The organism is Aeromonas salmonicida, from assembly GCF_028355655.1.
GTDB classification, from domain to species: domain Bacteria; phylum Pseudomonadota; class Gammaproteobacteria; order Enterobacterales; family Aeromonadaceae; genus Aeromonas; species Aeromonas salmonicida.
Window position 1 is genome coordinate 104,249 of the sequence record NZ_CP110645.1, and the last position, 25,752, is coordinate 130,000.

The 25,752-nt window shown below is 60.8% G+C and carries 27 protein-coding genes; 16 read left to right on the plus strand and 11 right to left on the minus strand.

Annotated elements, in window-relative coordinates; genetic code table 11:
• The first annotated feature begins 1 nt into the window (after window position 1).
• On the plus strand, window positions 2-1,267 hold the full coding sequence (gene waaA / locus ONZ54_RS00490; protein ID WP_271787253.1) for a lipid IV(A) 3-deoxy-D-manno-octulosonic acid transferase: 1,266 nt from the start codon (window positions 2-4) through the stop codon (window positions 1,265-1,267).
• 65 nt (window positions 1,268-1,332) lie between these two features.
• On the opposite strand, the gene ONZ54_RS00495 is transcribed toward waaA, so the two are convergent.
• Genes ONZ54_RS00495 through ONZ54_RS00505 form a run of 3 tightly spaced genes read right to left on the minus strand, consistent with a single transcriptional unit; the run spans window position 1,333 to window position 3,406 of the window.
• Window positions 1,333-2,589, minus strand: a complete 1,257-nt coding sequence (locus tag ONZ54_RS00495; protein WP_096119128.1) for a PTS ascorbate transporter subunit IIC — start codon at window positions 2,587-2,589, stop codon at window positions 1,333-1,335.
• Window positions 2,590-2,642: 53 nt separating this feature from the next.
• A complete protein-coding gene (locus ONZ54_RS00500; RefSeq protein ID WP_005321257.1) occupies window positions 2,643-2,930 on the minus strand; it encodes a PTS sugar transporter subunit IIB in 288 nt (95 codons plus the stop codon).
• Between the two features lie 32 nt (window positions 2,931-2,962).
• Window positions 2,963-3,406, minus strand: a complete 444-nt coding sequence (locus ONZ54_RS00505; RefSeq protein WP_271787254.1) for a PTS sugar transporter subunit IIA — start codon at window positions 3,404-3,406, stop codon at window positions 2,963-2,965.
• A 252-nt stretch (window positions 3,407-3,658) separates the two neighbouring features.
• On the opposite strand from ONZ54_RS00505, the gene ONZ54_RS00510 reads away from it, so the two are divergent.
• The 4 genes from ONZ54_RS00510 (at window position 3,659) to ONZ54_RS00525 (ending at window position 6,361) form a co-directional block, all read left to right on the plus strand.
• The gene (locus tag ONZ54_RS00510) at window positions 3,659-4,681 is read left to right on the plus strand and encodes a LacI family DNA-binding transcriptional regulator (protein WP_271787255.1); all 1,023 of its coding nucleotides are present in this window, start codon (window positions 3,659-3,661) and stop codon (window positions 4,679-4,681) included.
• Window positions 4,682-4,713: 32 nt separating this feature from the next.
• Window positions 4,714-5,694 carry an acrylyl-CoA reductase (NADPH) gene (gene acuI / locus ONZ54_RS00515; protein ID WP_271787256.1) on the plus strand — a complete coding sequence of 327 codons (981 nt, stop codon included), beginning with the start codon at window positions 4,714-4,716 and terminating at the stop codon, window positions 5,692-5,694.
• A gap of 74 nt (window positions 5,695-5,768) precedes the next feature.
• A complete protein-coding gene (locus ONZ54_RS00520) occupies window positions 5,769-5,891 on the plus strand; it encodes a hypothetical protein (protein WP_005321250.1) in 123 nt (40 codons plus the stop codon).
• A 137-nt stretch (window positions 5,892-6,028) separates the two neighbouring features.
• Window positions 6,029-6,361, plus strand: a complete 333-nt coding sequence (locus ONZ54_RS00525; protein ID WP_034283891.1) for a DUF2799 domain-containing protein — start codon at window positions 6,029-6,031, stop codon at window positions 6,359-6,361.
• A 27-nt stretch (window positions 6,362-6,388) separates the two neighbouring features.
• On the opposite strand, the gene ONZ54_RS00530 is transcribed toward ONZ54_RS00525, so the two are convergent.
• Window positions 6,389-6,553 (minus strand): hypothetical protein, encoded by a 165-nt coding sequence (locus tag ONZ54_RS00530; RefSeq protein ID WP_005321246.1) that lies wholly within the window; start codon window positions 6,551-6,553, stop codon window positions 6,389-6,391.
• A gap of 105 nt (window positions 6,554-6,658) precedes the next feature.
• The gene (locus ONZ54_RS00535; protein WP_005321244.1) at window positions 6,659-7,093 is read right to left on the minus strand and encodes a flagellar basal body-associated FliL family protein; all 435 of its coding nucleotides are present in this window, start codon (window positions 7,091-7,093) and stop codon (window positions 6,659-6,661) included.
• Window positions 7,094-7,238: 145 nt separating this feature from the next.
• On the opposite strand from ONZ54_RS00535, the gene ONZ54_RS00540 reads away from it, so the two are divergent.
• Together ONZ54_RS00540 and ubiA are read left to right on the plus strand one after the other, a co-directional pair.
• Window positions 7,239-7,775 (plus strand): chorismate--pyruvate lyase family protein, encoded by a 537-nt coding sequence (locus tag ONZ54_RS00540; RefSeq protein ID WP_059169545.1) that lies wholly within the window; start codon window positions 7,239-7,241, stop codon window positions 7,773-7,775.
• Window positions 7,772-8,641 carry a 4-hydroxybenzoate octaprenyltransferase gene (ubiA, locus tag ONZ54_RS00545; RefSeq protein ID WP_271787257.1) on the plus strand — a complete coding sequence of 290 codons (870 nt, stop codon included), beginning with the start codon at window positions 7,772-7,774 and terminating at the stop codon, window positions 8,639-8,641. Before ONZ54_RS00540 ends, ubiA begins: the two co-directional genes overlap by 4 nt.
• Before the next feature lie 58 nt (window positions 8,642-8,699).
• Here ubiA and plsB read toward each other — a convergent pair whose 3' ends face one another.
• Window positions 8,700-11,123 carry a glycerol-3-phosphate 1-O-acyltransferase PlsB gene (plsB, locus tag ONZ54_RS00550; protein WP_219614897.1) on the minus strand — a complete coding sequence of 808 codons (2,424 nt, stop codon included), beginning with the start codon at window positions 11,121-11,123 and terminating at the stop codon, window positions 8,700-8,702.
• A gap of 204 nt (window positions 11,124-11,327) precedes the next feature.
• Here plsB and lexA point away from each other — a divergent pair, with 204 nt between their 5' ends.
• The 4 genes from lexA to ONZ54_RS00570 all read left to right on the plus strand — a co-directional run bounded on the left by lexA (window position 11,328) and on the right by ONZ54_RS00570 (window position 14,935).
• On the plus strand, window positions 11,328-11,951 hold the full coding sequence (gene lexA, locus ONZ54_RS00555) for a transcriptional repressor LexA (RefSeq protein ID WP_005321237.1): 624 nt from the start codon (window positions 11,328-11,330) through the stop codon (window positions 11,949-11,951).
• 452 nt (window positions 11,952-12,403) lie between these two features.
• Window positions 12,404-12,691, plus strand: coding sequence for a hypothetical protein (locus tag ONZ54_RS00560; protein ID WP_005321232.1), 288 nt, complete (start codon window positions 12,404-12,406; stop codon window positions 12,689-12,691).
• A 209-nt stretch (window positions 12,692-12,900) separates the two neighbouring features.
• Window positions 12,901-13,527 (plus strand): SCO family protein, encoded by a 627-nt coding sequence (locus ONZ54_RS00565; protein WP_005321230.1) that lies wholly within the window; start codon window positions 12,901-12,903, stop codon window positions 13,525-13,527.
• Window positions 13,528-13,549: 22 nt separating this feature from the next.
• Entirely contained in the window at window positions 13,550-14,935 is a 1,386-nt protein-coding gene (locus tag ONZ54_RS00570) for an MATE family efflux transporter (RefSeq protein ID WP_271788232.1), read from the plus strand.
• On the opposite strand, the gene trmL is transcribed toward ONZ54_RS00570, so the two are convergent.
• From trmL to ONZ54_RS00585, 3 genes are all read right to left on the minus strand, one after another.
• Window positions 14,917-15,381, minus strand: a complete 465-nt coding sequence (trmL, locus tag ONZ54_RS00575; protein WP_005321220.1) for a tRNA (uridine(34)/cytosine(34)/5-carboxymethylaminomethyluridine(34)-2'-O)-methyltransferase TrmL — start codon at window positions 15,379-15,381, stop codon at window positions 14,917-14,919. The genes ONZ54_RS00570 and trmL overlap by 19 nt on opposite strands.
• 81 nt (window positions 15,382-15,462) lie before the next feature.
• The gene (locus ONZ54_RS00580) at window positions 15,463-16,818 is read right to left on the minus strand and encodes an ATP-binding protein (protein ID WP_005321218.1); all 1,356 of its coding nucleotides are present in this window, start codon (window positions 16,816-16,818) and stop codon (window positions 15,463-15,465) included.
• Window positions 16,815-17,510 carry a response regulator gene (locus tag ONZ54_RS00585; RefSeq protein WP_005321216.1) on the minus strand — a complete coding sequence of 232 codons (696 nt, stop codon included), beginning with the start codon at window positions 17,508-17,510 and terminating at the stop codon, window positions 16,815-16,817. Before ONZ54_RS00585 ends, ONZ54_RS00580 begins: the two co-directional genes overlap by 4 nt.
• An 86-nt stretch (window positions 17,511-17,596) precedes the next feature.
• Here ONZ54_RS00585 and fieF point away from each other — a divergent pair, with 86 nt between their 5' ends.
• From fieF to ONZ54_RS00605, 4 genes are all read left to right on the plus strand, one after another.
• Window positions 17,597-18,508: a cation efflux pump FieF gene (fieF, locus tag ONZ54_RS00590; RefSeq protein ID WP_005321213.1), complete on the plus strand. Its 912-nt coding sequence runs from the start codon at window positions 17,597-17,599 to the stop codon at window positions 18,506-18,508.
• Window positions 18,509-18,516: 8 nt separating this feature from the next.
• Window positions 18,517-19,296, plus strand: a complete 780-nt coding sequence (cysE, locus tag ONZ54_RS00595; protein WP_011899226.1) for a serine O-acetyltransferase — start codon at window positions 18,517-18,519, stop codon at window positions 19,294-19,296.
• Window positions 19,297-19,317: 21 nt separating this feature from the next.
• Window positions 19,318-20,598, plus strand: coding sequence for a hypothetical protein (locus tag ONZ54_RS00600; RefSeq protein WP_219591579.1), 1,281 nt, complete (start codon window positions 19,318-19,320; stop codon window positions 20,596-20,598).
• Window positions 20,599-20,856: 258 nt separating this feature from the next.
• Entirely contained in the window at window positions 20,857-21,066 is a 210-nt protein-coding gene (locus tag ONZ54_RS00605; RefSeq protein WP_011899225.1) for a cell division protein ZapB, read from the plus strand.
• Window positions 21,067-21,137: 71 nt separating this feature from the next.
• On the opposite strand, the gene elbB is transcribed toward ONZ54_RS00605, so the two are convergent.
• A complete protein-coding gene (elbB, locus tag ONZ54_RS00610) occupies window positions 21,138-21,788 on the minus strand; it encodes an isoprenoid biosynthesis glyoxalase ElbB (RefSeq protein WP_219591580.1) in 651 nt (216 codons plus the stop codon).
• A gap of 400 nt (window positions 21,789-22,188) precedes the next feature.
• On the opposite strand from elbB, the gene polA reads away from it, so the two are divergent.
• Window positions 22,189-24,954: a DNA polymerase I gene (gene polA, locus ONZ54_RS00615; RefSeq protein ID WP_271787258.1), complete on the plus strand. Its 2,766-nt coding sequence runs from the start codon at window positions 22,189-22,191 to the stop codon at window positions 24,952-24,954.
• An 84-nt stretch (window positions 24,955-25,038) separates the two neighbouring features.
• Here the strand turns inward: polA and ONZ54_RS00620 are convergent, their stop codons facing one another.
• Window positions 25,039-25,578, minus strand: coding sequence for a gamma carbonic anhydrase family protein (locus ONZ54_RS00620; RefSeq protein WP_271787259.1), 540 nt, complete (start codon window positions 25,576-25,578; stop codon window positions 25,039-25,041).
• Window positions 25,579-25,752: the final 174 nt, after the last annotated feature.

Below are 25,752 nucleotides of genomic sequence, written 5' to 3' on the forward strand. Positions count from 1 at the left end.
CATGGGCTATCGGCTGCTCTACAACCTGCTGATCCATCTGGGCTTGCCGCTGGCGTTGCTGGCACTCTACAAGCCGAAGAAGGGCAAGCCTGGCTTTGGTGCGCGCTGGGCCGAGCATCTGGGACGGACGCCGGCCAGCGGGCAGGAGGCGCCGCTCTGGATCCATGCGGTCAGCGTGGGTGAAACCCTGGCCATCAGCCCCTTCATCCGTGCACTCAAAGCCGAGCGGCCGGATTTGCCGATCCTGCTCACCACCACCACCCGCACCGGCGCCGAGCAGGCGGCCAAGCTCGGCGATCTGGTGGTGCATCGCTACGCCCCCCTCGATTACCCCTGGGCGGTGGCCGCTTTTCTCAAGTGCATCAAGCCTCGCGCCCTCTGGGTGATGGAGACAGAGCTGTGGCCGAACTGGCTGGCGGCCTGCGAGGCGCGCCATCTGCCGGTGACCATCATCAATGCCCGTCTATCCGAACGCTCCTGCCAGCGCTATGCCCGTTTTCAAGGGGCGTTCGATACCCTCAGCCGGCCACTGACCCATCTGCTTTGCCAGCATCAGGACGATGCCGAGCGCTTTGCACGGCTCGGCGTCGGTCGTGAGCGGCTGGCGGTGACCGGTTCCATCAAGTTCGATATCCAGCTGGGTGACGAGGTGTATGCCAGGGGGCACGCCCTGCGTCAGCAGCTGGGGCAGAGCAGGCCGGTCTGGATCGCTGCCAGTACCCATCAGGGTGAGGATGAGCAGGTATTGGCGGCGTTTGACCTGGTGCTGCAACGCCACCCCCAGGCCTTGCTGATCCTGGTGCCGCGCCATCCGGAGCGCTTCGTTCGGGTGGCCGAGCTGTGCGCCCCTTACGGCTGTGTGCGGCGCACCGGCGGCGCCCCGATCCGCGAGACGGACAAGGTCTATCTCGGCGATACCATGGGCGAGTTGCCGCTGATGCTGGCGGCGGCCGATGTGGCCTTCGTTGGCGGCAGTCTGGTGAAGGTCGGCGGTCACAACCTGCTGGAACCGGCGGCGCTGGGCAAGCCCTGCCTGACCGGCCCTGCCTACTTCAACTTCAGCGACATCACCCGCCAGCTGGTGGCTCAGGGTGGCGCGGCGCTGGTGGCCGATGCCGCCGCGCTGGGGGAGAAGGTGAGCGAGCTGCTGGCCGACGAGGGCGATCGCCGCCAGATGGGCGAACAGGCCCGTGCCGTTGTGTTGCGCAATCAGGGCGCGCTGGCGCGCACCCTCTCTCACTGTCTTGCCAGTCTGGAAAGTGACTGAGCCCAGAGTGGCCATAAAAAACGGAGCGCCAGGCGCTCCGTTTTTGTTTTCCGTACAGGCGTCGGTCAACGCATTATCAGGCCGAGCAGTATGCCCACCACGCCGAAGTCGGCATCGCTGAAGGTGGTGTTGGCAAAGCCAAGATCCCCCAGCACAGGCAGCAGGAACACCGGCAGGAAGGTGATCAGCAGGCCGTTGGCGAAGGCGCCAAGCAGAGCTCCGCGGCGACCGCCGGTAGCGTTGCCGAACACCCCGGCCGCCGCGCCGACGAAGAAGTGCGGTACCACGCCCGGTATGATGACGGTGAGCCCCAGCAGGTAGAGCAACACCATGCCCACCAGACCGGCGGTGAAGCTCGACAGGAAGCCGATCAACACGGCGTTGGGGGCGTAAGGGAAGACGATGGGACAGTCGAGCGCCGGTTTGGCGTTTGGGACCAGCTTGTCGGAGATCCCCTTGAAGGCCGGCACGATTTCGGCGATGACCATCCGCACACCCTGCAGGATGACGTAGACACCGGCGGCGAAGGTGATGGACTGCATCAGGGAGAACATGAACCAGTGCTTGCCCTTTGCAACGCTGGTGACGAACTCGGGCCCGGCAAAGGCGGAGGTGATGAGGAAGATGATGCCCATGGTGAAGGAGATGGCCACCGGGGTATCGCGCAGAAACAGCAGGCTCTTGGGCACCTGTACCTCTTCACTGCTGTGGGCCTTGTTGCCGAACTTGGCGCCGATCCAGCCGGCCAGCACGTAGGAGATGGTGGAAAAGTGGCCGAGAGCCACCTCGTCCGAGCCGGTGATCTGCTTCATGTAGGGGTGAGCGAGGGCCGGGAACAGCACCATGGTCACGCCGACCACCAGGCTGCCTACCGCGATCAGCGGAATGCCGCTCATGCCGCCGGCGGAGAGGATCGCCGCCACCATCATGGACATGAAGAGGGTGTGGTGACCGGTCAGGAAGATGAATTTCCACGGGGTGAGGCGGGCGATCAGTATGTTCACCAGCATGGCGAAGAACATGATCATCGCCATCTCCTTGCCGAACGACTGCTGGGCGATGGAGACGATGGCTTCATTGTTGGGAACCACGCCCTTGATGCCGAAGGCGTGCTGGAAGATGGTGGCAAAATCGCCCAGCGAGTTCACCACCAGAGTGGCACCGGCCCCCAGGATGACGAAGCCCATTATGGTCTTGACCGTGCCCTTGATGCACTCGGTCACGGGTTTCTTCTGGGCAATCAGGCCGATGAGCGCGATCAGGCCGACCAGCACGGCCGGCTCGGACAGCACGTCAAACATCAGAAAATTGAAAAATTCCATGGTCAGCTCCAATCAGATGGAAGAGGCGGCCCGCAGGCCGCGAAGTCAGGTGGTCAGAGAGCGCCCAGTTCGCGCAGGGCGATGGAGAGTTTCTCTTTCATGGCGGCCTTGTCGACCATGTTGTCCAGGGACACCAGCCGACCGTTGACCCCCATGCTGATGAGCTGCTCGGCGATATCGCGGGTAGCCACGAACATCTCGGCGGTTTCGCTGCCGGCGGAGGCGAGATCCCTGTGATCCACCTCGGCAGTGACTGCCAGCTCCTTGAGGATGCTCTTGATGCTCATCTCCATCATCAGGCTGGTGCCCAGGCCGTGTCCGCATACAACCAGAATTTTCATCGTCTCTTCCTTTGTCGGGCGCAGGGCGCCGCTCAGTAGCGCGCCAGAATGCGCAAAATGTCGTCTTTGGTGTCGGCTGCCATGATGGCCGCCACGTCCTCTTCGTTCATGAACAGCTCGGCCAGCTGGGCGATGGTCTCCACGTGGGAGTTGCTGTCGCTGGCGGCCAGGGTGACGAGCAGCCGGATCGGGTCATTGCCCTCGGAGCCGAAATTGACTCCGGTTTTCAGCACTGTCAGTCCCAGGCCGAGACGGTTGACGCCATCTTCCGGGCGAGCGTGGGGCATGGCCAGGCCCGGGCCCAGCACATAGTAAGGGCCGAGCTCCTCGTGGGAGAGAAACAGCGCCGCCACATAGGAAGGCTCTATGGTGCCGTTGGCCAGCAGGGGAGCGGTGGCGAGCTCGATGGCATGACGCCAGTCGCGGGCTCCCGTTTCGATGGAAATGACCTCTTCGGTCAGCAGTTGAGTCAGCATGGCAATGATCCGGCTGGATGAGATGGCGCCAATCTAGCGATCTTGCCCCGCGATAACTGTGAGCCTGATCGCGAAAGTTAGCGCTACCAGATAGCGCTAACATGGAATTGTGATAGCGCTATCATTTATGCCATGAGTGGGATTCATCTTGCCCCGCCACTCGCTCAAAGGGGGTAAAATCCGGTTTGAGCAAATAGTCAGTGCCGCACTTTTGCCTTAAAGTGAGCACCCGTATGTCGAGGAAGGGAAGGGATGTCAGAAGCGAAGAAGCGCCGTAGCACGGGTCGGGTGACCCTCAACGATGTGGCCCAGCTGGCCGGAGTGGGTGCCATGACGGTGTCCCGTGCCCTGCGCACCCCCGAGCTGGTGTCAGACAAGATGCGCGAGCGCATCGATGCCGCCGTGGATGAACTCGGCTACATTCCCAACCGGGCGGCGGGCGCGCTCGCCTCCGCGACGTCCCAGACCATAGTGGTGATAGTGCCCAGCCTGACCGAGCGCGGTTGCGGCGACGTGATCGCCGGGCTGCAGCAGACCCTGCTCGATGAGGGCTACCAGATAATGCTGGGGGATGCCCAGCACCTGAAGCAGCAGGAAGAGAGCCTGCTGACCAGCTTTTTGCAGCATAACCCGGCCGCTGTTGTGCTGTTTGGTGGCGATCCCGGCGAGACCATCCGTACCCGCCTGAAGGCATCCCGCCTGCCGGTGGTGGAGGTGGGCGCCATGGCTCGCAACCCTGTCGACATGAATGTAGGGGTCTCCAACTTCGATGCCGGTTATCAGCTGACCCGTCATCTCATCGAGCGCGGCTATCGCAACATCGGCTTTCTTTGTGCCCGCCAGGAACAGTGGATGCTGCAACAGCGCATGCAGGGCTGGCAGAAGGCACTGCTGGACAACTACCTCTCTCCCGATGCCATCATCAACACCTCTGAGCTGCCGAGTTTCAGCACTGGGGCCGCCATGCTGGGGGAATTTTTGTTGCGCTGGCCCGAGCTGGATGCACTGGTGTGCGTCAACGACGAGCTGGCGGCGGGGGTGCTGTTCGAGTGCCAGCGTCGTCACCTGAGCGTGCCTGGCAAGCTCGCCATCGCCGGATTTGACGATCTGGATGTGGCGCGCGCCTGCTATCCGGCGCTCACGTCGATCCGGATCCCCTATCGCAAAATGGGGCAGGAGGCGGCCGAGCTTATCTTGCGTCAGCTGGCTGGCGAACCTGTCATGGGCACGGCCCTGACCCTGGATTTTCAACTGCAGAAGCGTCAAAGCAGTTGATCCCCGTTTCACACTTCATCAAAGAGGCAACCATGTTCAAGGCTCTGTTACTGGAAAATCAAGACGGCAAGACTGCTGCGACCCTGACCCGGCTGGCCGAGAGCCAGTTGCCGGCAGGCGAGGTGCGGGTGGCGGTGAGCTACAGCTCCCTCAACTACAAGGATGGGCTGGCCATCACAGGCAAGGGCAAGATAGTGCGTCAGTGGCCACTGGTGCCCGGTATCGATTTTGCCGGTACAGTGCTGGAATCAGCCGACAGCCGCTATCAGGTCGGCGACAAAGTCGTGCTGACCGGTTGGGGCGTGGGGGAAGGACACTGGGGCGGCATGGCCGAACAGGCAAGGGTCAAGGCCGACTGGCTGGTGCCGCTGCCCGCCGGGCTGGATGAGCGCCAGGCCATGTGCATCGGCACCGCCGGTCTCACTGCCATGCTCTGCGTGCTGGCGCTGGAGGAGGCGGGCGTTACCCCCGACAGCGGTGAAATCCTGGTGACGGGCGCGGCGGGCGGCGTGGGTTCCACCGCAGTGGCCCTGCTGGCCGCACTGGGTTATCAAGTCGCGGCCCTGACCGGTCGCCCAGAGGAGCAGGGGAAGACGCTGATGGCGCTGGGTGCCAGCCGCATAGTGCCGCGCGGCGAGCTGCTGGAGCCTGCCAAGCCGCTGGAGAAGCAGCTGTGGGCCGGGGCGGTCGATACCGTCGGCAGTCAGGTGCTGGCCAAGCTGCTGGCCCAGATGAACTATGGTGGTGCCGTGGCCGCCTGCGGGCTGGCTGGCGGTTTCGATCTGCCGACCACTGTCATGCCTTTCATCCTGCGCAACGTGCGGTTGCAAGGTGTCGACTCTGTGATGTGCCCGCTGGCGCGCCGCCAGTTGGCGTGGCAGCGACTGGCGCGGGATCTGCCCGCCAGCTTCTTCGAACAGGCGGTGACCGAGATAGCACTGGAGCAGGTGGTGGCGGCTGCCGAGGCCATCACGCAAGGCCGGATCGCGGGTCGCACTCTGGTCAAACTTTGATCCAGCCTTGACTGGCGAGCCCCATTTTTCTGGATAGACTTTGAGGGCGGGTGCACTATCCAAGGAGAATGAGCATGGGTGGACACAAGCCGGATTACGATCTCGATGATGAATGGGAACCGGAATCCTGGGAAGAAGAGCTGGATGAATGGGAAGACGAGAGCTGGCTGGATGATGACCCTCTCGACGATCAGTAATCCACGCATTGAGAGAACAGGCGGGCCTTGGGGCCCGCCTGATTTTTTTGTGCGGCTCACAGGAATGGGGATGATCCCTTGGTCGCCGCCATCAGGCTGACTAGAATGAACTGCCCAAACGACACTCAAGGATGACTATGAGACTCACCATCATACTGTTTGCTGCCCTGCTGGGAGGCTGTGCCTCCAACGATGATCCGTGCGAGAAGGTATGGAGCGATGTGGGGGAGGCCGATGGCAAGCTGGGCTTCACCACTGAACGGGTCGCGTTTCATCAGGACCTGTGTGGCAAGAAGGTGGATGTCGAGCTATGGAAGCAGGGACGCCAGAAGGGACTGGCCTGGTATTGCCGGCCTGAACACCTCTATCTGGCCGGGCGTTCCGGCAGTGAATACCGTGGGGTTTGCCCCAATGACGGGCAGGCGCGCAGATTGTTCGAGCAGGGGCGCCAGGGCTGGACCGATCAATAGCCGCTCACGTGGTGGGGATGTGCAGTCTTACTCCTCTTTCAACCGCAGCGGCTGACACAGATAGCTTTTGTCATTGGCGCTACGAGCACACTTGCCACAGACAAACTTGGGTTTGCGCACGATTTTGCGCAGTGTCTTGAGATCGGTGGGGATCTCGCTGCGGCGCCATTCACACAGGGTTTTGTTGCCCATAACGACTACCTCGACAACTCGGTGGGGGCCTAGTGTAATCAATTTTCATTTCGAAAACAGCGACTGGGCCACCTTGGCGTGGCCCTCGCTTAAGGCTTGTATCTGTTACTGGTAGAGGAACTTGGTGAAGATGAGCTCGCGTACCGCCTTCTTGCCGGTTTCTTTCACCAGCAGCTCGTTGACCTGGGTCAGGCACTCCTTGCGCAGCTCTTCGCGGTTCACCAGGGACTTTATCTGATCGGCGGTCTTACTGCCCATCAGACGTATGATGGCGTCGCGGATCAGGGGGTCGTGCTGCTCCAGCAGCTTGAGATCGCCCTCGTTTTCAGCCATCAGCTCGACCGTGACCCGGATATAGCCGAGGGTTTTGCCATCGCTCAGGTAGTTGGTGATGATGTCGGGATCGAGAGCGTGGTAGGAAAAGCCGGGCTTGGCAGCCGCCTCGGCGCCCTCTGCCGGCGGCTCCTCTTCGGACGAGGCCTGCACATGCAGGGAGCCACAGCTCAGTAACAACAGCAGCAGAATTTTGAAGATCTTCATATAGATGGCTCATCAGCGGCAGGTACCCCATTTTTGATGTTGCCATCGGGGCCGTCAAGCACGGATGTTCTTACAATTCTCGAATGATTTACGGATAATAAACCGGATTTTAACCTGATAACGTAAATCTCCGGATGGTGAAGCCGTGAAGTCCGAGTTGACTGTTCCCCTTATCCAGCTAGCGCCGTGGCGGGTTCCCGCAGAGTGCGAGCTGCCCGAGGCATTGCGGCCCTGGTTGCTGGAGGCCGATTCCATGACCCGGCGTCTGCGTCACCACAATCGCCACTTCTCGGTGCAGCTGCTGGGCAATCGCAGTGTCACCCTCTGCGCCGATGAACAGCAGCTGGTGGCCGCCGAGCAACCCATGGGCTTGTGCCGCGAGGTGATACTGCACGGCGATCGGGGGCCGGCTGTGCTGGGCTGGACCCTGTTTGCCGAAGCCGCCCTGCAAGAGAGCGGGCTGCGCGAGCTGGGTGAGCAGCCCTTGGGCGAGCGTATTTTCGGTGACGAGCCTGCCCGCCGCGATCACCTGCAACTGGCCTGTTTCGAGATTGCGAGCAATCCCTGGTGCCCGGCCGCCACCGTCTGGGGACGTCGTTCCCGTCTGTTTCTGGGGCAATGGCCACTGTTGGTCCATGAACTCTTCTTGCCCTCTCTGTCATGCAACAAGGAGCTGGAGTGAATCTGTTAACCAAGGAGCGGGGACTGGCCTATGTGCAGCTGGCCCGCATTGACAAGCCTATCGGGACCCTGCTGCTGCTGTGGCCGACCCTGTGGGCGCTCTGGCTGGCGGCCGGCGGCCTGCCGGATCTCTGGACCCTGCTGGTGTTTGTGGTGGGCGTGTTTCTGATGCGCTCGGCCGGTTGTGTCATCAACGACTACGCGGATCGCAACTTCGATGGCCATGTGAAACGTACCGCCGGTCGGCCACTGCCCATGGGCAAGGTCAAGCCGCGGGAGGTGCTGGCGCTGTTCGCCGTGCTGGCGCTCATCTCGTTCGCGCTGGTACTGACCATGAACTCCCTCACCATAGCGCTGTCGTTCGCGGCCTTGCTGCTGGCGGTCTGCTACCCCTTCATGAAGCGCTATATTCCGATCCCGCAACTGGTGCTCGGCATGGCCTTCTCCTGGTCCATTCCCATGGCCTATGCGGCTCAGGCCAACGCCTTGCCACTGGTGGCCTGGCTGGTATTTCTCGCCAATCTGCTGTGGACCATCGCCTACGACACCCAGTACGCCATGGTGGACAGGGATGATGACCTCAAGCTCGGCTTGAAATCGAGCGCGATTCTGTTTGGTCGCCACGACAAGCGGATCATCGGCGTGTTGCAGCTGGCCACCCTGCTTATCCTGCTGGCGGTAGGCCAGTTGATGGGGCTGGGGGCTTGGTATTACTGGGGGCTGTTGGGGGCTGCGGCCCTGTTTGTCTACCAACAGTGGCTGATCCGGGAGCGGCAGCGGGAGGCCTGCTTCCAGGCGTTTCTAAACAACAACTATGCGGGGGCGCTGGTATTCATCGGCCTGGTGCTCAACTACCTGTTGCCGTGACGCATGTCAGGATAAAAAGAAGGCCGCATCATGCGGCCTTCTTTGTTTCCGGTCTCTGTCAGAGCCGGTTGCCCGCCTGTATGGTGCGGCGGATCTTGTTGCTCAGCAGCGGCACTATGTTGTCGGCCAGCGCCTGGAAGCGGCCCAGATCCGGTTTGCACTCGGGAGAGAGGTAGCCCTCCTTGCGCAGGGTGTGGATCAGGGTGCTGAACAGCTTCTGGTCGAAGAACTCGGGAGCATTGATGCCGTGCAGGGTGCCGAGGCGCTCCGCCATCATCAGGCCGTCCGCCTCCAGCTGCTCCGCCTCGACATAGGGCTGGGCCAGCACCCGGGTCAACACTATGGCGTAGCGTTGCAGCGTCTCCTGAATGCTCTCGGCCAGCAGCAGCAGGCGCATCTGGTTGCCAGGATTGACCCAGAAGCCGCCATCCCGTGCCTCGACCAGTTGCTGGCGTTGCAGTTCGGCCAGCAGGGCATCGACCAGCTCCGGCAGCTCATCCTCTTCGTAGTGGAGGAACAGCTCCGTCTTGAGCAGCGGATAGATGTCGATGCAGCGGGCGACGATCTCGCCGCGGGATATCCCCTCACAACGTTCGATCAGCGCGGCCACCAGGGATGGCAATGCAAACAGGTGCAGTATGTTGTTGCGGTAGTAGGTCAGCAGGATCGCCTGATAGCGGTCCAGGCTGATGATCTGGCCCAGTTTGTCCTCGCTCACCTCGAACTTGTTGAGCTCCATCGCCTGATCCAGCAGTGTCTTGGCATCCTCAGCCGGAATCGTGCTCTGGGGGCTGTAGGGCACCTGCTTGAGCAGGTCCAGATAGGTGTTGAGCTGTGCCTGCAGTTCATCGCGAGTCAGGGCGTGGCGTTCGGCGGCCAGCAGTGCCAGCGCGCTCAGGGTCAGGCCGTTGACGGCGGCGGCAGCGTTGATGCGGGTCATCAGCAGCTCGGCCAGCCGGGTGACTGTGGGTGCCATCCACTCGGGGCGCTCCTCCTGACCTATGTGGTCCTTCCACTCGGGCACATGTTCATTGAGGTAGCTGTTGAGGGTCAGGGGTTCGCCGAAGTTGACGAAGCCGCGGCCATAGTTGCGCAGCTTGCGCAGTATGCCGAGCACCTGCAGGAAGCTCTCTTTCTCCTTGCGGCTGCCCTTGAGCTCGTTGTGATAGGTGTTCACCTCCATCACGTGCTCGTAGCCCAGATAGACGGGCACCAGGGTCACGGGTCTGTCCAGCCCGCGCATCATGGCCTGCAGTGTCATTGCCAGCATGCCGGTTTTGGGTGGCAGCAGACGACCGGTGCGGGAGCGCCCACCCTCGGTAAAGAACTCCACCGAATAGCCCTTGGCAAACAGCAGGTTGAGGTATTCGCGAAATACAGTGCTGTAGAGCGGGTTGCCCTTGAAGGTGCGGCGGATGAAGAAGGCGCCGCCATGACGGAAGATGGGGCCCGCCGGCCAGAAGTTGAGGTTGATGCCCGCCGCTATGTGGGGCGGCACCATCCCCTGGTGGTAGATGACGTAGGAGAGCAGCAGGTAGTCCATGTGGCTGCGATGGCAGGGCATATAGACGATCTCGTGCCCTTCTTGCGCCAGCTGGCGTACCTTCTCGGCGCCGTTGACCGAGAGGCCGCGATAGAGCTTGTTCCACAGCCAGCCGAGGAAGCTTTCACTGAGGCGGATCAGCCGGTAGGAGAAATCGGAAGCGATCTCGTCCATGTAACCGTGGGCGCGCTTTTGCGCTTTCTCCAGGCTGATGCCCTCGCGCTGGGCCTCCTCTTCTATGGCCTGCTGGATGACGCTGGAATCCAGCAACTGCCTGAACAGCAGGTTGCGGTTCGGCAGCTTGGGGCCGGTGGCCGCCAGCTGCTGGCGGCTGAAGTGGGTGCGGGCCACCCGCGCCAGTTTGTGGGCGATAGCCTCGTCGGTGCCGTGCTTGTCGGCCATCTGACGCAGGGAGAGCGGCGGGGAGAAGCGCACCAGGTTCTCGCGGCCCTTGAGGATCACGATCAGTGCCTTTTTGAGGCGGTTCGGTGCCAGGCTGCTGATGATGTTCCAGCCGGAGGCCTCTTCCCCTTCCCGGCCGGGGGCGCGGCCCCAGAACAGGGTGACAGGCACTACCTGGATATCCAGTGCCGGATCCTGCTTGTGCAAATCCAGCAGCTGGTGGAATTCCTGCAAGAAAGGCAGCGGCTTGCTGCGCTTGCCAAACAGGGGAGGCGGACGGTCCAGACAGACGTAGCGCGGCAGCAACTGGCCGTTCAGCTCCAACGGGGTGAAGGGGCCGGGCAGGCCGAGATCCTCGCAGCACTGTTGCAGCGTCATCAGATCGGTGATCGAGCTGGTTTTCAGGGCATAGACTATGGGTCTGGCCGGATCCAGCTTGAGCTCTGTGATGGGATTTTCCGGCAGGCTCTTGTGATTGACCAAGCCACTGACCGGCCATTGCAAGATGGCTCTGGAAATCTTCTGTCCAAGGGACATGTGCGTCTGCTCTCCAAAAAAATGCGGCGTGAGCATAACAAATCACCGGCGGCTTGTCGCCGAGAGGTACGATGAGTCGGCTGCACAGCCGTAAAACCATGGCAAATAAGGGGTTGGCCGCGACAAATGTCAGCCGCGCCTTGCCTTGGCCACTGCACTGTATATACTGCCAGTGTGCTGTATAAAAAAACAGGTGCCAATGTTATGAAACCCCTTACCCCACGCCAGGCCGAAGTGCTGGAACTGATCAAGGTGAATATGAGCGAGACCGGCATGCCGCCGACTCGTGCCGAGATTGCCCAGAAGCTTGGTTTCAAGTCGGCCAATGCGGCCGAAGAACATCTGAAGGCCCTGGCCAAAAAAGGGGTCATCGAGATCATGCCGGGGACCTCTCGTGGCATCCGCCTGCTGATTGAAGAGGAAGCTGTGCTGGAAGAGACCGGCCTGCCTCTGATCGGCAAGGTCGCGGCCGGTGAACCCATACTGGCTCAGGAGCATATCGAGAGCCACTATCAGGTGGATCCTGCCCTGTTCCATCCGCGGGCAGATTTCCTGCTGCGGGTGCAAGGCATGAGCATGAAGAACATCGGCATCCTGGATGGCGATCTGCTGGCTGTCCACAAAACCCAGGAAGTGCGCAACGGCCAGGTGGTGGTAGCACGTCTCGACGAAGACGTCACCGTCAAGCGCTTCCAGCGCAAGGGCAGCCAGGTGTGGCTGCTGCCTGAAAATGAAGAGCTTGAACCCATCGCCGTTGATCTCTCCTGCCAGCAACTCACCATAGAGGGACTGGCCGTCGGCGTAATCCGCAACGCCGACTGGATGTAACAGCGCGGCCTCCCTCGGGAGGCCGTCTCGCTTCTGTACCCCTTTCCCCATGATTTCAATCAGATCCTGATACCCGTGATTTTTGTCTGTCGCGCCCGTCCGCATCCGCCTCATTTCAGATATATCCTTGGCTAAGGCAGTCACTTGCTTGATCTGCCCCGAATGCTCGACAAGACGATCCTCTCCCACTTGGCAGGTGGCAGGAACCAAGGTCAGCAGGGATGCATAACAACAGCCTCATGCGGCGCGCCGGACAGCAACGGCGCTACCAGCCCAGTTGATGGAGGCGTTCGCGGGATAGAAGGGAGGGTGGCCAGCATTGCACCGGCGGCATCTGCCGTCTGGAGGATAAAGGCACACCTGCGCAGTCGACACGCGGCAGTCATCGATCTGGCCACCCAAGGGGGCTGTCGATGCCGACCGGCGTGACCTGTTGGTCAAGGAGGACAGGTATGGCTTCAAGCTCGCCATGGGATCCGGGTCTGGCATCGCCCGCTTCTTCCATCACCCGTTTCATCAAGGGTAACCGGATGACCCGTTTCTATGCTCTCTGGGTACATCACAAGGGGGCCTGCTGGACTGTCTGGCTTGGCTGCCCCAAAGACAAGATAGTCCGCCTGGTGCGGCTGTTTCACCGTCATAGCGACACGGGACAAACGGATCTTCCCTGGACGGCTCCCGTCATACCGCTGCGTGCCCTGACAAAGCGCGCCCATGAGCGCCGCAGACAACAACCCTGATGTTTCCTGGCCCTTGTCTCACAGCCCCACCTTGATGGTGGGGCTGTTGTTTTATGGCCCAGCCCGGCTGACCAGTGGTGATGGGAGCCTCTTTTGACCCAAGCGGCATCCGGTGCAAGGGATAACCCGGAGCGCGATGGGCTGGGTTACAATGGGCCATCCATTCGTGCCCACTCTGCGGGCATGTCGCAGTGAAAAGGTCTGTTGTTATGGTTAAACCGCGTTATCCCTTGCTGTTCCTGCTGCTGGTCGGGGGCATGATGGCTGCATTCCACTGGAGCCGGCCCTCCCTGCCCGAGCAGGCCGACTATTATCCGGCGGGGCGGGACATCAATCCGTTTGCCTTTACCGACGAGGAGGGGCAGCCCTTCGTTCCAGCCAGTCTGGTGGGGCACTGGACCTTTCTGTTTGTCGGCTATACCTTCTGCCCGGATATCTGCCCGACCACGCTGGCGGATCTGCGCTCCGTCTATCCGGCGCTGAAGAAGATTGCACCGGACAGCCAGGTGGTGTTCATTTCGGCGGATCCGCAGCGCGATGACATCACTCGCCTCAAGACCTATACCGCTTTCTTCCATCCCGAGTTCAAGGCGGCAACCGGCCCCCACGAGAAGTTGTTCCCGTTTGTGCGAAACCTGGGCCTCATCTACTCCATTGCCGAACAGGGAGAGAAGGATTACCTGATCGACCACTCCGCCTCCATAGTGCTGATCAATCCGGAAGGCAAGCTGGAAGCCGTGTTCCGCCCCCAGATGAGCGAGGGGCGAGTACCCCACGTGGTCATGGAAACCCTGGTCTCCGATTTCGCCAAAATCGTGCGACTGGAGGGCGAATGATGCCGGATGAGTGGCTGCTCTCATGCTGATCCCGTCCTGGTTGACAGACAGGCGGCGCCATGGGGCCGTGTTTGCCCTGGCATTGCCCATGGTGCTCTCCAATATCACTACCCCATTGCTGGGGCTGGTGGATACCTGGGTGATAGGCCAGCTCGGTCAGGCCTGGTTTTTGGGAGGCGTCTCGGTCGGGGCTACCCTCATCAATCTCATCTTCTGGCTGCTCGGCTTCTTGCGCATGTCCACCACAGGGCTGACCGCCCAGGCTCATGGCGCCGGTAGTCCAGATGGCCAGCTCGACACCCTGGCGCGGGCGCTCGGTCTCGCCGTCGGGCTGGGCGTGCTGCTCTTGCTCTTGCTGCTGCCCCTGCTGCCCGGGCTAATTGCACTCAGTGGCGGGTCAGCCGAGGTGCAGATTTATGCCAGCGAGTATGTGTCGGTACGGATCTGGAGTGCGCCTGCGGCGCTCTGCAATCTGGTGATCATGGGCTGGTTGCTGGGCATGCAGGATGCCCGCAGCCCCATGCTGTTGCTGATCTTCACCAACCTGATCAACATGGCGCTGGATACCTGGTTCGTACTGGGGCTGGGCTGGCAGGTGAAAGGCGTGGCCGCCGCCTCTCTGCTGGCAGATTACAGCGCCCTGGGGGTCGGGCTCTGGCTGGTGAGCCGCCATCTGCGCCGCCTCTCGCCCGAGGTGTGGCAGGGGGCCTGGCAACGCTGGCGTCAGTGGCCCGCGCTGTTGAGATTGCTCAGCCTGAATCGGGATATCTTCATCCGCTCCCTCTGCCTGCAGCTCTGCTTTGCCTTCATGACCTTGCAGGGCGCGCGTTTGGGGGATGTGGCAGTGGCCGCCAATGCGGTGCTGCTCAACTTTCTGATGCTCATCTCCTACGGGATGGATGGCTTTGCCTATGCGGTGGAGGCCATGGTGGGCCGCGCCATCGGCCGGCGGGATCGGCAGGCGCTGCGCGAAGCCATTGTCTTGAACCTTGGCTGGGCGCTGATCATAGCGATTGGTTTCAGCCTGCTGTTTGCGGCGGGCGGCAGCCAGCTCATCGCACATATTACCGACATACCGGCGGTGATCGCCGAGGCAAACCGCCAGTTGCCCTGGCTGATCCTGATGCCGTTACTGGCGGTCTGGTGCTTCCTGCTGGATGGGGTCTTCATTGGCGCTACCCGTGCCAGGGAGATGCGTAACAGCATGCTGGTAGCGGCGTTTTGCGGCTTCTTCCCGGTCTGGTGGCTCTGTCAGGGCTGGGGCGTTGCCGCCTTGTGGGCCGCCATGGGCGCCCTGATGGCGGGCCGAGGTCTGACGCTGGGGTATCTGTGCTGGCAACTGGAACGTGATGGCCGCCTGTTGCATTCACCCCATGGGGTGAGCCAGGTTCAGAGCGAACCCTCATAACCTAGCTGGCGCCAGCTCTCGTATACGAATACCGCCACCGCATTGGAGAGATTCATGCTGCGGCTCTGGGGCAACATGGGGATGCGCAGCCGCTGTTCGAACGGCAGGCTCTCTATGATCTCCAGTGGCAGACCTCGGCTCTCCGGGCCGAACAGCAGGGCATCACCGGGCGCGAACTGCGCTGCAGAATGGGCGGTACTGCCCTTGGTGGTGCAGGCAAATACCCGCTCGGGAGCAACGGCAGCCAGAAATGCCTCATAGCTCGGCCAGCGTTTCACCTCGGCAAACTCGTGATAATCGAGCCCGGCCCGCTTCACCCGCTTGTCATCCCACTCGAACCCCAGCGGTTCTATCAGATGCAGCCGGTAGCCTGTGTTGGCGCAGAGGCGGATGATGTTGCCTGTGTTGGGCGGGATTTCCGGTTGGTAGAGCACGATATCGAGCATGGCGGGATCCTGATGCGGGCCGAGATGGGGCGGAAAAGGGCGCCAGCATACCCAGCGCCCGCCTGGATGAAAAGAGATGGCTCAGCCAATAGGCAGACGTATGGTGATAGTCAGCCCGGTGGGCTGATTGCAACTGGCGCGAATGGTGCCGCCATGGCGCTGGATTGCCTCCGAGGCGATGGCCAGCCCCAGCCCGGTGCCGCCGGTCTTGGCGTTGCGGGCATCATCCACCCGAAAGAAGGGCAGAAACAGCTGCTCCTGTTGCGCCACCGGCACACCCGGGCCGTCATCACGGATGGTGATGACCCACTCCCTTCCTTCCCGATACCAATCCAGTTTGATGAACTTGTGAGCGTACTTGAGTGCGTTGCGCAGGGGATTTTCCAGCGCCCGTGCCAGCAGCTCGGGCCACATCCTGATCGACTCGGTCGGCAGTGGCGGCAGCCGGAGTTGCTTGCCGCTCTGGTTGGCCTCGAACATGGCGTCGTCCAGCATGGGCTCCAGCAGTTCGGCCAACGGCATCACCACGGGTGCCTCCACATGCTGCTGTACCCGTGACAGGTCGAGCAGGTCGCCTATCAGCTTGTCCAGCCGCCCAATCTCCGACTCTATCCGTGCCAGCTCGTTGCTGTCGCCCTGCTTGCGGCGGATCAGCGCCTGCGCCAGCTGGATACGGGTGAGGGGGCTGCGCAGCTCGTGGGATATGTCGGACAGCAGCTGTTTCTGCTTCTGGATCATGCTCTTGAGCGTGTCGACCATGTGGCTGACGTGATCCGCCAGTTGGCCGATCTCGTCACGCCGCCCCAGATTGGGGATCTGTACTTCCAGGTTGCCCTCCGCCAACTGGGAGACTGATCGCTGCAGCTGCAGTATGGGACGGGTCAGTCGCCAGGCCAGCAACAGGCAGAGCGGTGTGCTGACCAGCATGGCGATCCCCAGGATCTGGATCGGGTGATCCAGGATCTGGATAAACAGGAACAGATAGGAGTTTTCGACATTGAGGCCGAAGTAGACGTGATAGGTCTGACCGTGGTGCTCCATCTCGAAGGGACCGGCGATGGCTCTCTGGTGCTCGCTGCCCAGCATGGGTTTGGCCGGGTTGTCCGAGTCGACCATGAAGCGGACGACGAACTTGCTGAGCCGCGTGCTGGATTGCATCTGGCCCTTCTCGTCGCGCAGGTAGATATTGTCCACCGGCAACAGACCCGCCGCCTCTATGGCCTTGGCCAGATCGAAATCCTGATTGGGGTCGGCACCCCGCTGCAGGGCCTTCAGGTTGTTGTTCATCCGCACCATCTCGTGGGCGGGTAACGGGATTATGTTGCGGGGATCCAGGGTCGGCAGTATCACGACAGCGGCGACCACGACCAGCAGCATGAACCAGAACCAGAGGAAGATCTGGGTGGAGAGGCCATTGAAGGTGCGGGCCGTGTTCATGCCTGTTCCAGCCACAGATAGCCGCGTCCGCGCACCGTCTTGAAGCGGGGCTGGCCATCGGTGCGCTCCGGCAGCTTCTTGCGCAGGTTGCTCAGGTGCATGTCGATGGCGCGATCGAAGGGTTCCAGCTTCTTGCCGAGCACCAGCTCCGAGAGCTGGCTCTTGCTGACGATCTGGCCGGGATTGCGCAGCAGACACTCCAGCAGCCCGAATTCGGTGGCGGTGAGCTCCAGCAGCTGTTCGCCGCTGCTGGCTTGCTGCAAGCCCGGTTGCAGCACCAGATCCATGAAGCGGATCTCTTCGGAAGTGCCGCCACGCTGGGGTTGCGCACTCTGGGTCCGGCGCAGTATGGCGCGGATCCGGGCCAGCAACTCTCTGTCATCAAAGGGCTTGGCAAGGTAATCATCGGCGCCGGCCTCCAGCCCGTTGACCCTGTCCTGGCTGTCGCCCCGCGCAGTCAGCATCAGCACCGGGGTGTCGTGGGTCTCACGCAGCTTTGCCAGCATGGCGAAGCCGTTGAGCCTGGGCATCATCACGTCAAGCAGCACCAGGTTGAAGTCCTGCTCTGCCAGCCGCAGCAACCCCTCTTCGCCATCCTCGGCGACAGTCACCTGGAAGCCTTCCAGGGTCAGAATTTCGGTGAGCAGCTGAGTCAGCTCGAGATCGTCGTCGACCAGGAGTATTTTGTGCATCTAGGGTCATTCCGCTGATTTTTCGCGCCAAAGTGACGCAGGGGTCAGGGTATAATAGATTTTTAACCGCAAGAGGAAAGCCGGTTTTGAGCCATCAACAATATTCCCGCTGGGTGACGCTGGCCAGCATGGCCGCCGTTACCACTGCCACCCTGCTGATCACCGGCAAGCTGATCGCCTGGCTCATGACCGACTCCTCAAGTCTGCTGGCGTCGCTCACCGACTCCTTCATGGATGTCAGTGCCTCCATCATCAACCTGCTGGCCATTCGCTATGCGCTGGCACCGGCCGATGATGAGCACCGTTTTGGCCACGGCAAGGCGGAATCGCTGGCGGGTCTCATTCAGTCCGCTTTTATCTCTGGGTCGGCCCTGCTGCTGGTGATGCACGGCATCTCCTCCCTGCTCAATCAGGCCCCCATTCTGCGACTCGAAGCCGGTATATGGGTCAGCGGCGGCTCCATAGTGCTGACCTTGCTGCTGGTCAGCTTCCAGGGTTTTGTCATCCGCAAGACCAATAGCGTGGCCATCAAGGCCGACATGATGCACTACCGCTCCGATCTGTTGCTCAATGCCGGCGTCTTGCTGGCGCTGGTACTGGCGGGGCGGGGCTGGTTCTGGGCCGATGGCCTGTTTGCCATCCTGATCGGTCTGTTCCTGCTGTGGGGCGCCATCCATATCGGCTATGAGTCTGTGCAGGCGCTGCTCGATCGTCAGTTGCCAGCCGAAGAACAAGCGAGAATAATGGCCCTCTGCTGTGAAGTCGAAGGTGTCCACGGGGTGCATGATCTGCGTACCCGCCAATCCGGTCCGACCCGTTTCGTTCAGTTGCATCTGGAACTGGACGATCAGCTCCCTCTGGTCAAGGCCCATCAGATTGCCGATGAAGCCGAACTGGCGGTGCGTCAGGAATTTGAACGCATGGATGTCATTATTCATATGGACCCCATCTCTGTGGTGCACAAGGAACAGCAAGGCACTCCATCAGAACAACAGTAGGCTGCAACATGGATGATCTGGTTGCCAGAACCTGGCAAAAAATTGAGCGAGAAGCGGCATGCATGGCGACCGAAGAGCCCATGCTGGCCAGCTTCTTTCACTCCACGATTCTCAATCACAAGAACCTGCGTTCGGCTCTCAGCTTCCAGCTGGCCAACAAGCTCGACAGTGCCACCATGCCCGCCATCGCCCTGCGTGAGGTGATCGAGCTGGCCCTGCGCAGCGAGCCCGAGTTGCTGGCAATGGTGGCGGCAGATATCTGCGCCGTGCAGGAGCGCGACCCGGCGGTCGATCTATTCTCCACCCCGCTGCTCTACCTCAAGGGTTTCCATGCCCTGCAGGGGTATAGGGTTGCCAACTGGCTGTGGCGTCAGGGTCGTCGCTCGTTGGCGCTCTACCTGCAAAACCAGATTTCGGTGGTATTCGGGGTCGACGTGCACCCGGCTGCACGGATCGGCAAGGGCATCATGTTTGACCATGCCACCGGCATAGTGGTCGGTGAAACCGCTGTGATTGAAGACGATGTCTCCATCCTGCAGAGCGTGACCCTGGGAGGGACCGGCAAGGAGAGCGGCGATCGCCATCCCAAGATCCGCGAAGGGGTCATGATAGGGGCGGGCGCCAAGGTGCTCGGCAATATCGAAGTGGGGATGGGTGCCAAGATAGGTGCCGGCAGCGTGGTGATCAACCCTGTACCCCCGCACACCACTGTCGCCGGCGTACCGGCCAAGATAGTGGGCCGCCCGGAGTGCGACAAGCCTTCGCTGGATATGGATCAGTGTCTCTGATCCCCTGACCGAGACGATTCGATGGCCAAGCGCTGGTCAGGTTACCTGATCCTGGGGATGTGGCTGCTCAACCTGCTGCACCTCTATCTGGGATTCTCCCCCTGGCCGGCGGCCATCGCCGCCTGGGGGGCATCGCTCCTCACCTGGCCCTGGCTGGTGGGGGCGGCCAAACGGCAGGCCCTGGCCCTGTACGGGGCCGCGCTTGCGCTGCTGATCTTCTCATGGTGGCGAGGGGCCAGTTTCAATCCGGGCGACTGGCTGTTGCCCAACATCAATATGCTCACCATGTTTGCCGCCGTGAGCACCCTCAACCTGGCGACATCGGGCCTGCTGACCGGTACTGCCTCCTGGACCGGGCGCAAGGGGCTGTGGAGCACCATGGCCAGCCTCAATCTGCTGGGATCCGTCATCAACCTCTCTGTGCTGTTCATCATCGGCGATCGGTTGGAACGTAACGGCACCCTGGAGCGGCGCCAGGTAATGGTGCTGAGCCGGATCTTCTGTGCGGCGGCTTTCTGGTCCCCCTTCTTCGTCGCCATGGCAGTGGCGCTCACGTACGCGCCGGGTCTGCAGCTCTCCAGCATAATGCCGTTTGGCGTGATTGCTGCTCTGCTGGCCATGGGGCTGACCGCATGGCAGGTGGAGCGGCTCGGCGTACAGGATTTTGCCGGCTATCCACTGCGACTGCAGACCCTGGGGCTGCCGGTGGCCTTGGCGCTGCTGGTGCTGCTCATCAAACAGATCTGGCCAGCGCTTGGCATTCTGGCTGTGATCGCCCTGGTGGCACCGCTGCTGGCGCTGCTGTTCATGCCCAGAGCCGGGCGAGGCGCCGCCCTCAAGCGGCAGGTGGTGGAGCGTTTCCCTGCCATCGGTGGCCAGCTGGTGCTGTTTCTGGGGGCCGGTTTGCTGGCAGCCGGCATCAACAGCGCTCTGTCTGTGCTCGAGCTTGGCGGTGAGCACGGGCTGCCACTCTTCAACCACTTCGGCTGGCTCGAGTCATCCCTGACGTTGCTGCTGATCCTGCTGGTGGCCATCGTCGGTGTGCATCCGCTCATCAGCATCTCCGGGCTGGCGCCGCTGTTGTGGCCCTTGTCACCGGATCCCAGCCTGCTCGGCATGTGCTTTTTGCTGGGGTGGGGGCTTGCGACCGGGACCAGCCCGCTCTCCGGCTCCAACCTGGCATTGGCATCGCGCTACAACCTGAGTGCGGGGATGATCCTGCGCTGGAACCTGCTCTATGGCCTGCTGATGTACGGGGTCGCCTGCTTGCTGTTGGGGGCTTATGTGGCGCTGCACGGATGAAGGCATAACTGGGGGAAGTGCCCGGCAACATGCCCGTGGTGACTGGATTGGCAGGGCGTTGCCTGCGGGTTATGAGGCTCTTGTATCGGCCTGGGCGCAGGATGCGAGAAAAATAGACGCATATTTAGACAATACATCTATGGAAGGCGCATTTTACAGCGCGCTGGCTTGTTTGTGCCGATGTGCTCGGGGTATGCTGGCTTTACGCGCTTGAATCGCCCTCTGTGGGGCATCGCAATTGAACATACAGGTATGCATATGTCACTAGAAGTCCTTGAGCAACTCGAATCCAAAGTACAATCCGCCGTCGACAACATCTCCCTGCTGAAGATGGAGCTGGACGAACTGAAAGAGCAAAACAGCAAGCTGCAAGACGAGAACCATCTGCTGCGCAACGAGCACGTGGCATGGCAGGAGCGTCTGCGTGCCCTGCTGGGCAAGATGGAGCAGATGGGCGAATCCATCTAATCGGCAGCCAGCTGCAAGATTGAAAACGGGCCGCTCCATGAGCGGCCCGTTTGTTTTTGGCGGGGTGGTGATTACAGCGCCAGCAGCTGCTTGACCGTCTTCTCTATGCCATCTGCCGCTTCCACAATGTTGTTGGCCAGCATGTAGGCGGGGGTGGAGATCACCTTGCGCTCCTGATCCACCACGAACTCGTTGACCGGGCAGTTGAGATGGCTGCCCCCCATGGCCTCCATGGCGTTGGCGGTGCCTTCGTCATGACCTATGGTCGCCAGAGTGCCGGCGCCATAGATGAGCGGTATCATGGCGGGCGCGATGCAGATATAGGCTGCCGGCTTGTTGGCATTGGCAAAGCTCTGGCAGGCTTTGAGGACATCCGGCTGAATTTGGCACTCGGCTCCCTTGATGGCGAAGTCGCACAGGTTCTTGGCGGCACCAAAGCCGCCGGGCACCAGCAACGCATCGTAATCGGCCGCATCCAGCTCTGCCACATCTCTGATCTGACCGCGACAGATACGAGCGGCTTCAACCAGCACGTTGCGGCTTTCCCCCTCGTTCACGTCACCGGTCAGGTGGTTGATAACATGGAGCTGCGCCACGTTCGGAGCGAAGCATTGGGTAGTCGCACCCTGGCGGGCCAGCGCCAGCAAACTGATGACGGCCTCATGGATTTCGGCACCATCAAAGACGCCACAGCCACTCAAAATCACGGCCACTTTTTTCATGGCAAACCCCTCGTTGTTGAAAATGTGAGCCAGGATAGATTGTTGTACTTTTGTATGGTTATCGTTCGCCATCCGCTGGTCAAGTCATCTCGCTGTGCTAGGATTGTTTCGTTTTCGATCCTGCCGTATCTACTCCCTTAAATCTTTTTCCACATTGATCGAGATCATCTCAACCGTCTCAAGATCAGTTTTTACGATCTCATCGTATTGTTTTATATGTACTTTTATATTGTTATGCACAGCTTTGTCACTGTGGTCCGTACTGAGCCCCATTTTTGAACACAGAGTTATCCACAGTGCGCCCCTTTTCAATGGCCTGTTGATGGTGGCGCTAGCCCCCTTGGTGTGAAGGGGGCCCTGTGGCATCCTAGCGGCTGTTTATCTCTGGCAGGACGATTTCATGGCCCCTAGCAATCCCCTTATTCTGGTCGACGGCTCTTCTTATCTTTACCGCGCCTTCTTCGCCTCCCAGCAGGCTGATCTGCGTACATCGACCGGTTTGCCGAGTGGTGCCGTACGAGTCATGGCCAACATGATGCGCAGCCTGCGCAAGCAATACCCTGACTGCCATGTGGCCGTGGTGTTCGACGCCAAGGGCAAGACTTTCCGTGACGACATCTATCCCGAGTACAAGGCTACCCGTGCCAGCATGCCGGACGATCTGCGCAGCCAGGTCGCCCCAATCCATCAGATGATCAAGGCGATGGGCTTCCCCTTTTTGATGGTCGAAGGCGTCGAGGCTGACGATGTGATCGGTACCCTGGCTCGCCAGGCCACCGAGAAGCAGCTGCCTGTGTTGATCAGTACTGGCGACAAGGACATGGCGCAGCTGGTCTCCGACCACGTCACCCTGATCGACACCATGAAAGATGTGAAGACAGACAGGGAAGGGGTGATTGAGAAGTTTGGCGTGCCGCCCGAGCTCATCATCGACTATCTGGCCCTGATGGGGGACAAGGTGGACAACATCCCCGGCATGACGGGTGTCGGCGAGAAGACAGCGCTGGCCCTGCTGCAGGGGATTGGCAGCATAGACGATATTGCAGCCAACCTCGACAAGGTGGCGGCCCTCGGCTTCCGCGGCTCCAAGGCGTTCGCCGACAAGTTCCGTGAGCAGGAGGAGCAGGTTCGCCTTTCCTATGTACTGGCGACCATCAAGACCGATGTCGAGCTGGAACAGAGTCTGGAAGAGCTGCAGCTTGGCCCCATCGACAAGGAGTCACTGCTGGCAGTCTACCGTGAATACGAGCTTCGCAACCTGATCAAGGAGCTGGAATCCGGTGGTGAAGAGGGCAGCGAGAGCGCCGGACAGGACGACGCTGGCGATGACAACACCGCTCCGGTTGCCGCCATCGAAACCGACTACCGCTGTATTCTGGACGAAGCCGAGTTTGACGGCTGGCTGGAACAGCTGAAAGTGGCACCGCTGTTTGCCTTCGATACCGAAACCACCAGTCTCGACTACATGGAGGCGCGCATCGTCGGCGTTTCTTTCGCAGTCGAAGCGGGCAAGGCGGCCTATGTGCCGTTCGGTCACGACTATCTCGGGGCGCCGGTGCAGCTGACCGAGGCCGTAGTGCTGGGCAAGCTCAAGCCGTTGCTGGAAGATCCGACCCGTCTCAAGGTGGGTCAGAACCTGAAGTACGATCGCAACGTGTTGCTCAACCACGACATCGACCTGCAGGGTATCGCCTACGACACCATGCTCGAGTCCTACGTGCTCAACTCTACCGCCAGTCGTCACGACATGGATTCGCTGGCCAAACGCTATCTCGGGGTCGAAACCACCTCTTTTGAAGATATAGCGGGCAAAGGGGTCAAACAGCTCACCTTCAACCAGATTGAGCTGGAGCAGGCAGCCCCCTATGCGGCGGAAGATGCGGATATCACCTTGCGTCTGCACCAGACCCTGTGGGGCCAACTGGAAGCCGTGCCTGGCCTGTGCCAGGTATTCAGCGAAATCGAGCTGCCGTTGCTGCCGGTACTGGCGCGGATGGAGTTGCTCGGGACCACTATCGATCCCAAGCTACTGCACCAGCAGAGCCAGGAGATAGAGCTGCGGCTGGCCGAACTGGAGCGTCAGGCCCATGAGCTGGCCGGGCAGGAGTTCAACCTCTCCTCGCCCAAGCAGTTGGGGGAGATCCTCTTCACCAAGCTGGGTCTGCCGATCATCAAAAAGACCCCCAAGGGTGCACCATCCACCGCGGAAGAGGTGCTGGCCGAGCTGGCCGAGACCTACGAGTTGCCGCGCCTGCTGATGGAGCACCGCACTCTGGCCAAGCTCAAGTCCACCTATACCGACAAGCTGCCGCTGATGATCAAGCCCCAGACAGGGCGGGTACACACCTCCTATCATCAGGCGGTGGCGGCCACCGGCCGTTTGTCCTCCTCTGACCCCAACCTGCAGAACATTCCGGTGCGCAACGAACAGGGTCGCCGGATCCGGCAGGCCTTCATCCCGAGCGCCGGCTACAAGCTGGTGGCGGCGGACTACTCCCAGATCGAGCTGCGCATCATGGCACACCTCTCCGGTGACAAGGGCTTGTTGACCGCCTTTGCCGAGGGCAAGGACATCCACAAGGCAACGGCCGCCGAGGTGTTCGGGGTCGCGCTCGATGCGGTTACCACCGACATGCGTCGCAGCGCCAAGGCGATCAACTTCGGCCTCATTTATGGCATGAGCGCCTTTGGCCTGGCCAAACAGCTGGGGATCGGTCGCGCCGAGGCGCAGAAGTACATGGACCTCTACTTCGAACGCTACCCGGGTGTGCTGGAGTATATGGAGCGTACCCGCCAGCAGGCGGAAGCGCAGGGCTATGTCGAAACCCTGTTCGGCCGTCGTCTCTATCTGCCGGATATCAAGTCCCGCAACGCCGGTCTGCGCAAGGGCGCCGAGCGGGCGGCGATCAACGCCCCCATGCAGGGGACGGCCGCCGACATCATCAAGCGCGCCATGATCAACGTAGATGGCTGGATCCGCAGCATCGAGGATGAGTCGATCCGCATGCTGATGCAGGTACACGATGAACTGGTGTTCGAGATCCGCGAAGAGAAGCTGGAAGAGTACACTGCCATCATCAAGGAGAAGATGTCGGCCGCTGCCGAACTGCATGTGCCGCTGCTCGTCGAAGCGGGCACGGGCGACAACTGGGATCAGGCCCATTAACTTTCGGCACTCTGTTGCTATATAGATAGCTATATAAGAAGAGAAGCCCGGCATCATGCCGGGCTTCCTGTTTGTGGGGTCTGCTCAAGCCTCTTGCAGATACTCGTCCTTGAGCAGGACATAGTTGTCGGCTGAGGTCTTGAGAAATGCGATCTCGGCAGGTTTGAGTGGGCGGACCTGCTTGACGGGGTTGCCCATATAGAGGAATCCGGATTCGAGTCGCTTGCCTGGTGGCACCAGACTGCCGGCCCCGATCATCACGTCATCTTCCACCACAACCCCATCCAGGATGATGGCTCCCATGCCGACCAGCACACGGTTGCCTATGGTGCAGCCGTGCAGCATGGCCTTGTGGCCGACGGTGACATCTTCTCCGATCAACAGCGGATAGCCGTCAGGGTTGCTGGCGCTCTTGCGGGTAAGGTGCAACACAGTGCCATCTTGAATATTGCTGCGGGCACCGATGCGGATATGGTTCACATCCCCCCGCGCCGCCACCATGGGCCAGATGCTGGCATCTTCCGCCAGATCTATATCCCCCACCAGAGTCGCGCAGGGATCCACATATACTCGTTTACCCAGTTGTGGGCTTTTTCCTTTGTAAGGTCTCAGTCGCAAGTCCATCTTGGCCTCCTTGTTTTTGGCCATTCTAGCAATCCGGAACCCGCTTCTGTGGATAAGTTTGTACAAAAGCTGTGGTTGGTTATGAATAACTAAAAAAGTGCCGATTTTTGCAATTTTATTGCCGATAAGGGGTTGCCAGAAAGATTCAACTCCCTATAATGCGCCTCCATCGAC

Excerpts from the sequence above, each read along its gene's own strand:
- acuI (WP_271787256.1), top strand. The coding sequence starts at position 4,714 with ATGTTCAAGGCTCTGTTACTGGAAAATCAAGACGGCAAGACTGCTGCG.
- ONZ54_RS00510 (WP_271787255.1), top strand. The coding sequence starts at position 3,659 with ATGTCAGAAGCGAAGAAGCGCCGTAGCACGGGTCGGGTGACCCTCAAC.
- ONZ54_RS00535 (WP_005321244.1), bottom strand. The coding sequence starts at position 7,093 with ATGAAGATCTTCAAAATTCTGCTGCTGTTGTTACTGAGCTGTGGCTCC.
- ONZ54_RS00525 (WP_034283891.1), top strand. The coding sequence starts at position 6,029 with ATGAGACTCACCATCATACTGTTTGCTGCCCTGCTGGGAGGCTGTGCC.
- ONZ54_RS00605 (WP_011899225.1), top strand. The coding sequence starts at position 20,857 with ATGTCACTAGAAGTCCTTGAGCAACTCGAATCCAAAGTACAATCCGCC.
- ONZ54_RS00570 (WP_271788232.1), top strand. The coding sequence starts at position 13,550 with ATGCTGATCCCGTCCTGGTTGACAGACAGGCGGCGCCATGGGGCCGTG.
- plsB (WP_219614897.1), bottom strand. The coding sequence starts at position 11,123 with ATGTCCCTTGGACAGAAGATTTCCAGAGCCATCTTGCAATGGCCGGTC.
- ONZ54_RS00600 (WP_219591579.1), top strand. The coding sequence starts at position 19,318 with ATGGCCAAGCGCTGGTCAGGTTACCTGATCCTGGGGATGTGGCTGCTC.
- ONZ54_RS00495 (WP_096119128.1), bottom strand. The coding sequence starts at position 2,589 with ATGGAATTTTTCAATTTTCTGATGTTTGACGTGCTGTCCGAGCCGGCC.
- ONZ54_RS00505 (WP_271787254.1), bottom strand. The coding sequence starts at position 3,406 with ATGCTGACTCAACTGCTGACCGAAGAGGTCATTTCCATCGAAACGGGA.
- lexA (WP_005321237.1), top strand. The coding sequence starts at position 11,328 with ATGAAACCCCTTACCCCACGCCAGGCCGAAGTGCTGGAACTGATCAAG.
- waaA (WP_271787253.1), top strand. The coding sequence starts at position 2 with ATGGGCTATCGGCTGCTCTACAACCTGCTGATCCATCTGGGCTTGCCG.
- ONZ54_RS00580 (WP_005321218.1), bottom strand. The coding sequence starts at position 16,818 with ATGAACACGGCCCGCACCTTCAATGGCCTCTCCACCCAGATCTTCCTC.
- ONZ54_RS00620 (WP_271787259.1), bottom strand. The coding sequence starts at position 25,578 with ATGGACTTGCGACTGAGACCTTACAAAGGAAAAAGCCCACAACTGGGT.
- ONZ54_RS00565 (WP_005321230.1), top strand. The coding sequence starts at position 12,901 with ATGGTTAAACCGCGTTATCCCTTGCTGTTCCTGCTGCTGGTCGGGGGC.
- ONZ54_RS00585 (WP_005321216.1), bottom strand. The coding sequence starts at position 17,510 with ATGCACAAAATACTCCTGGTCGACGACGATCTCGAGCTGACTCAGCTG.
- polA (WP_271787258.1), top strand. The coding sequence starts at position 22,189 with ATGGCCCCTAGCAATCCCCTTATTCTGGTCGACGGCTCTTCTTATCTT.
- ONZ54_RS00520 (WP_005321250.1), top strand. The coding sequence starts at position 5,769 with ATGGGTGGACACAAGCCGGATTACGATCTCGATGATGAATGGGAACCG.
- ONZ54_RS00500 (WP_005321257.1), bottom strand. The coding sequence starts at position 2,930 with ATGAAAATTCTGGTTGTATGCGGACACGGCCTGGGCACCAGCCTGATG.
- trmL (WP_005321220.1), bottom strand. The coding sequence starts at position 15,381 with ATGCTCGATATCGTGCTCTACCAACCGGAAATCCCGCCCAACACAGGC.
- ONZ54_RS00530 (WP_005321246.1), bottom strand. The coding sequence starts at position 6,553 with ATGGGCAACAAAACCCTGTGTGAATGGCGCCGCAGCGAGATCCCCACC.
- cysE (WP_011899226.1), top strand. The coding sequence starts at position 18,517 with ATGGATGATCTGGTTGCCAGAACCTGGCAAAAAATTGAGCGAGAAGCG.
- elbB (WP_219591580.1), bottom strand. The coding sequence starts at position 21,788 with ATGAAAAAAGTGGCCGTGATTTTGAGTGGCTGTGGCGTCTTTGATGGT.
- ONZ54_RS00560 (WP_005321232.1), top strand. The coding sequence starts at position 12,404 with ATGGCTTCAAGCTCGCCATGGGATCCGGGTCTGGCATCGCCCGCTTCT.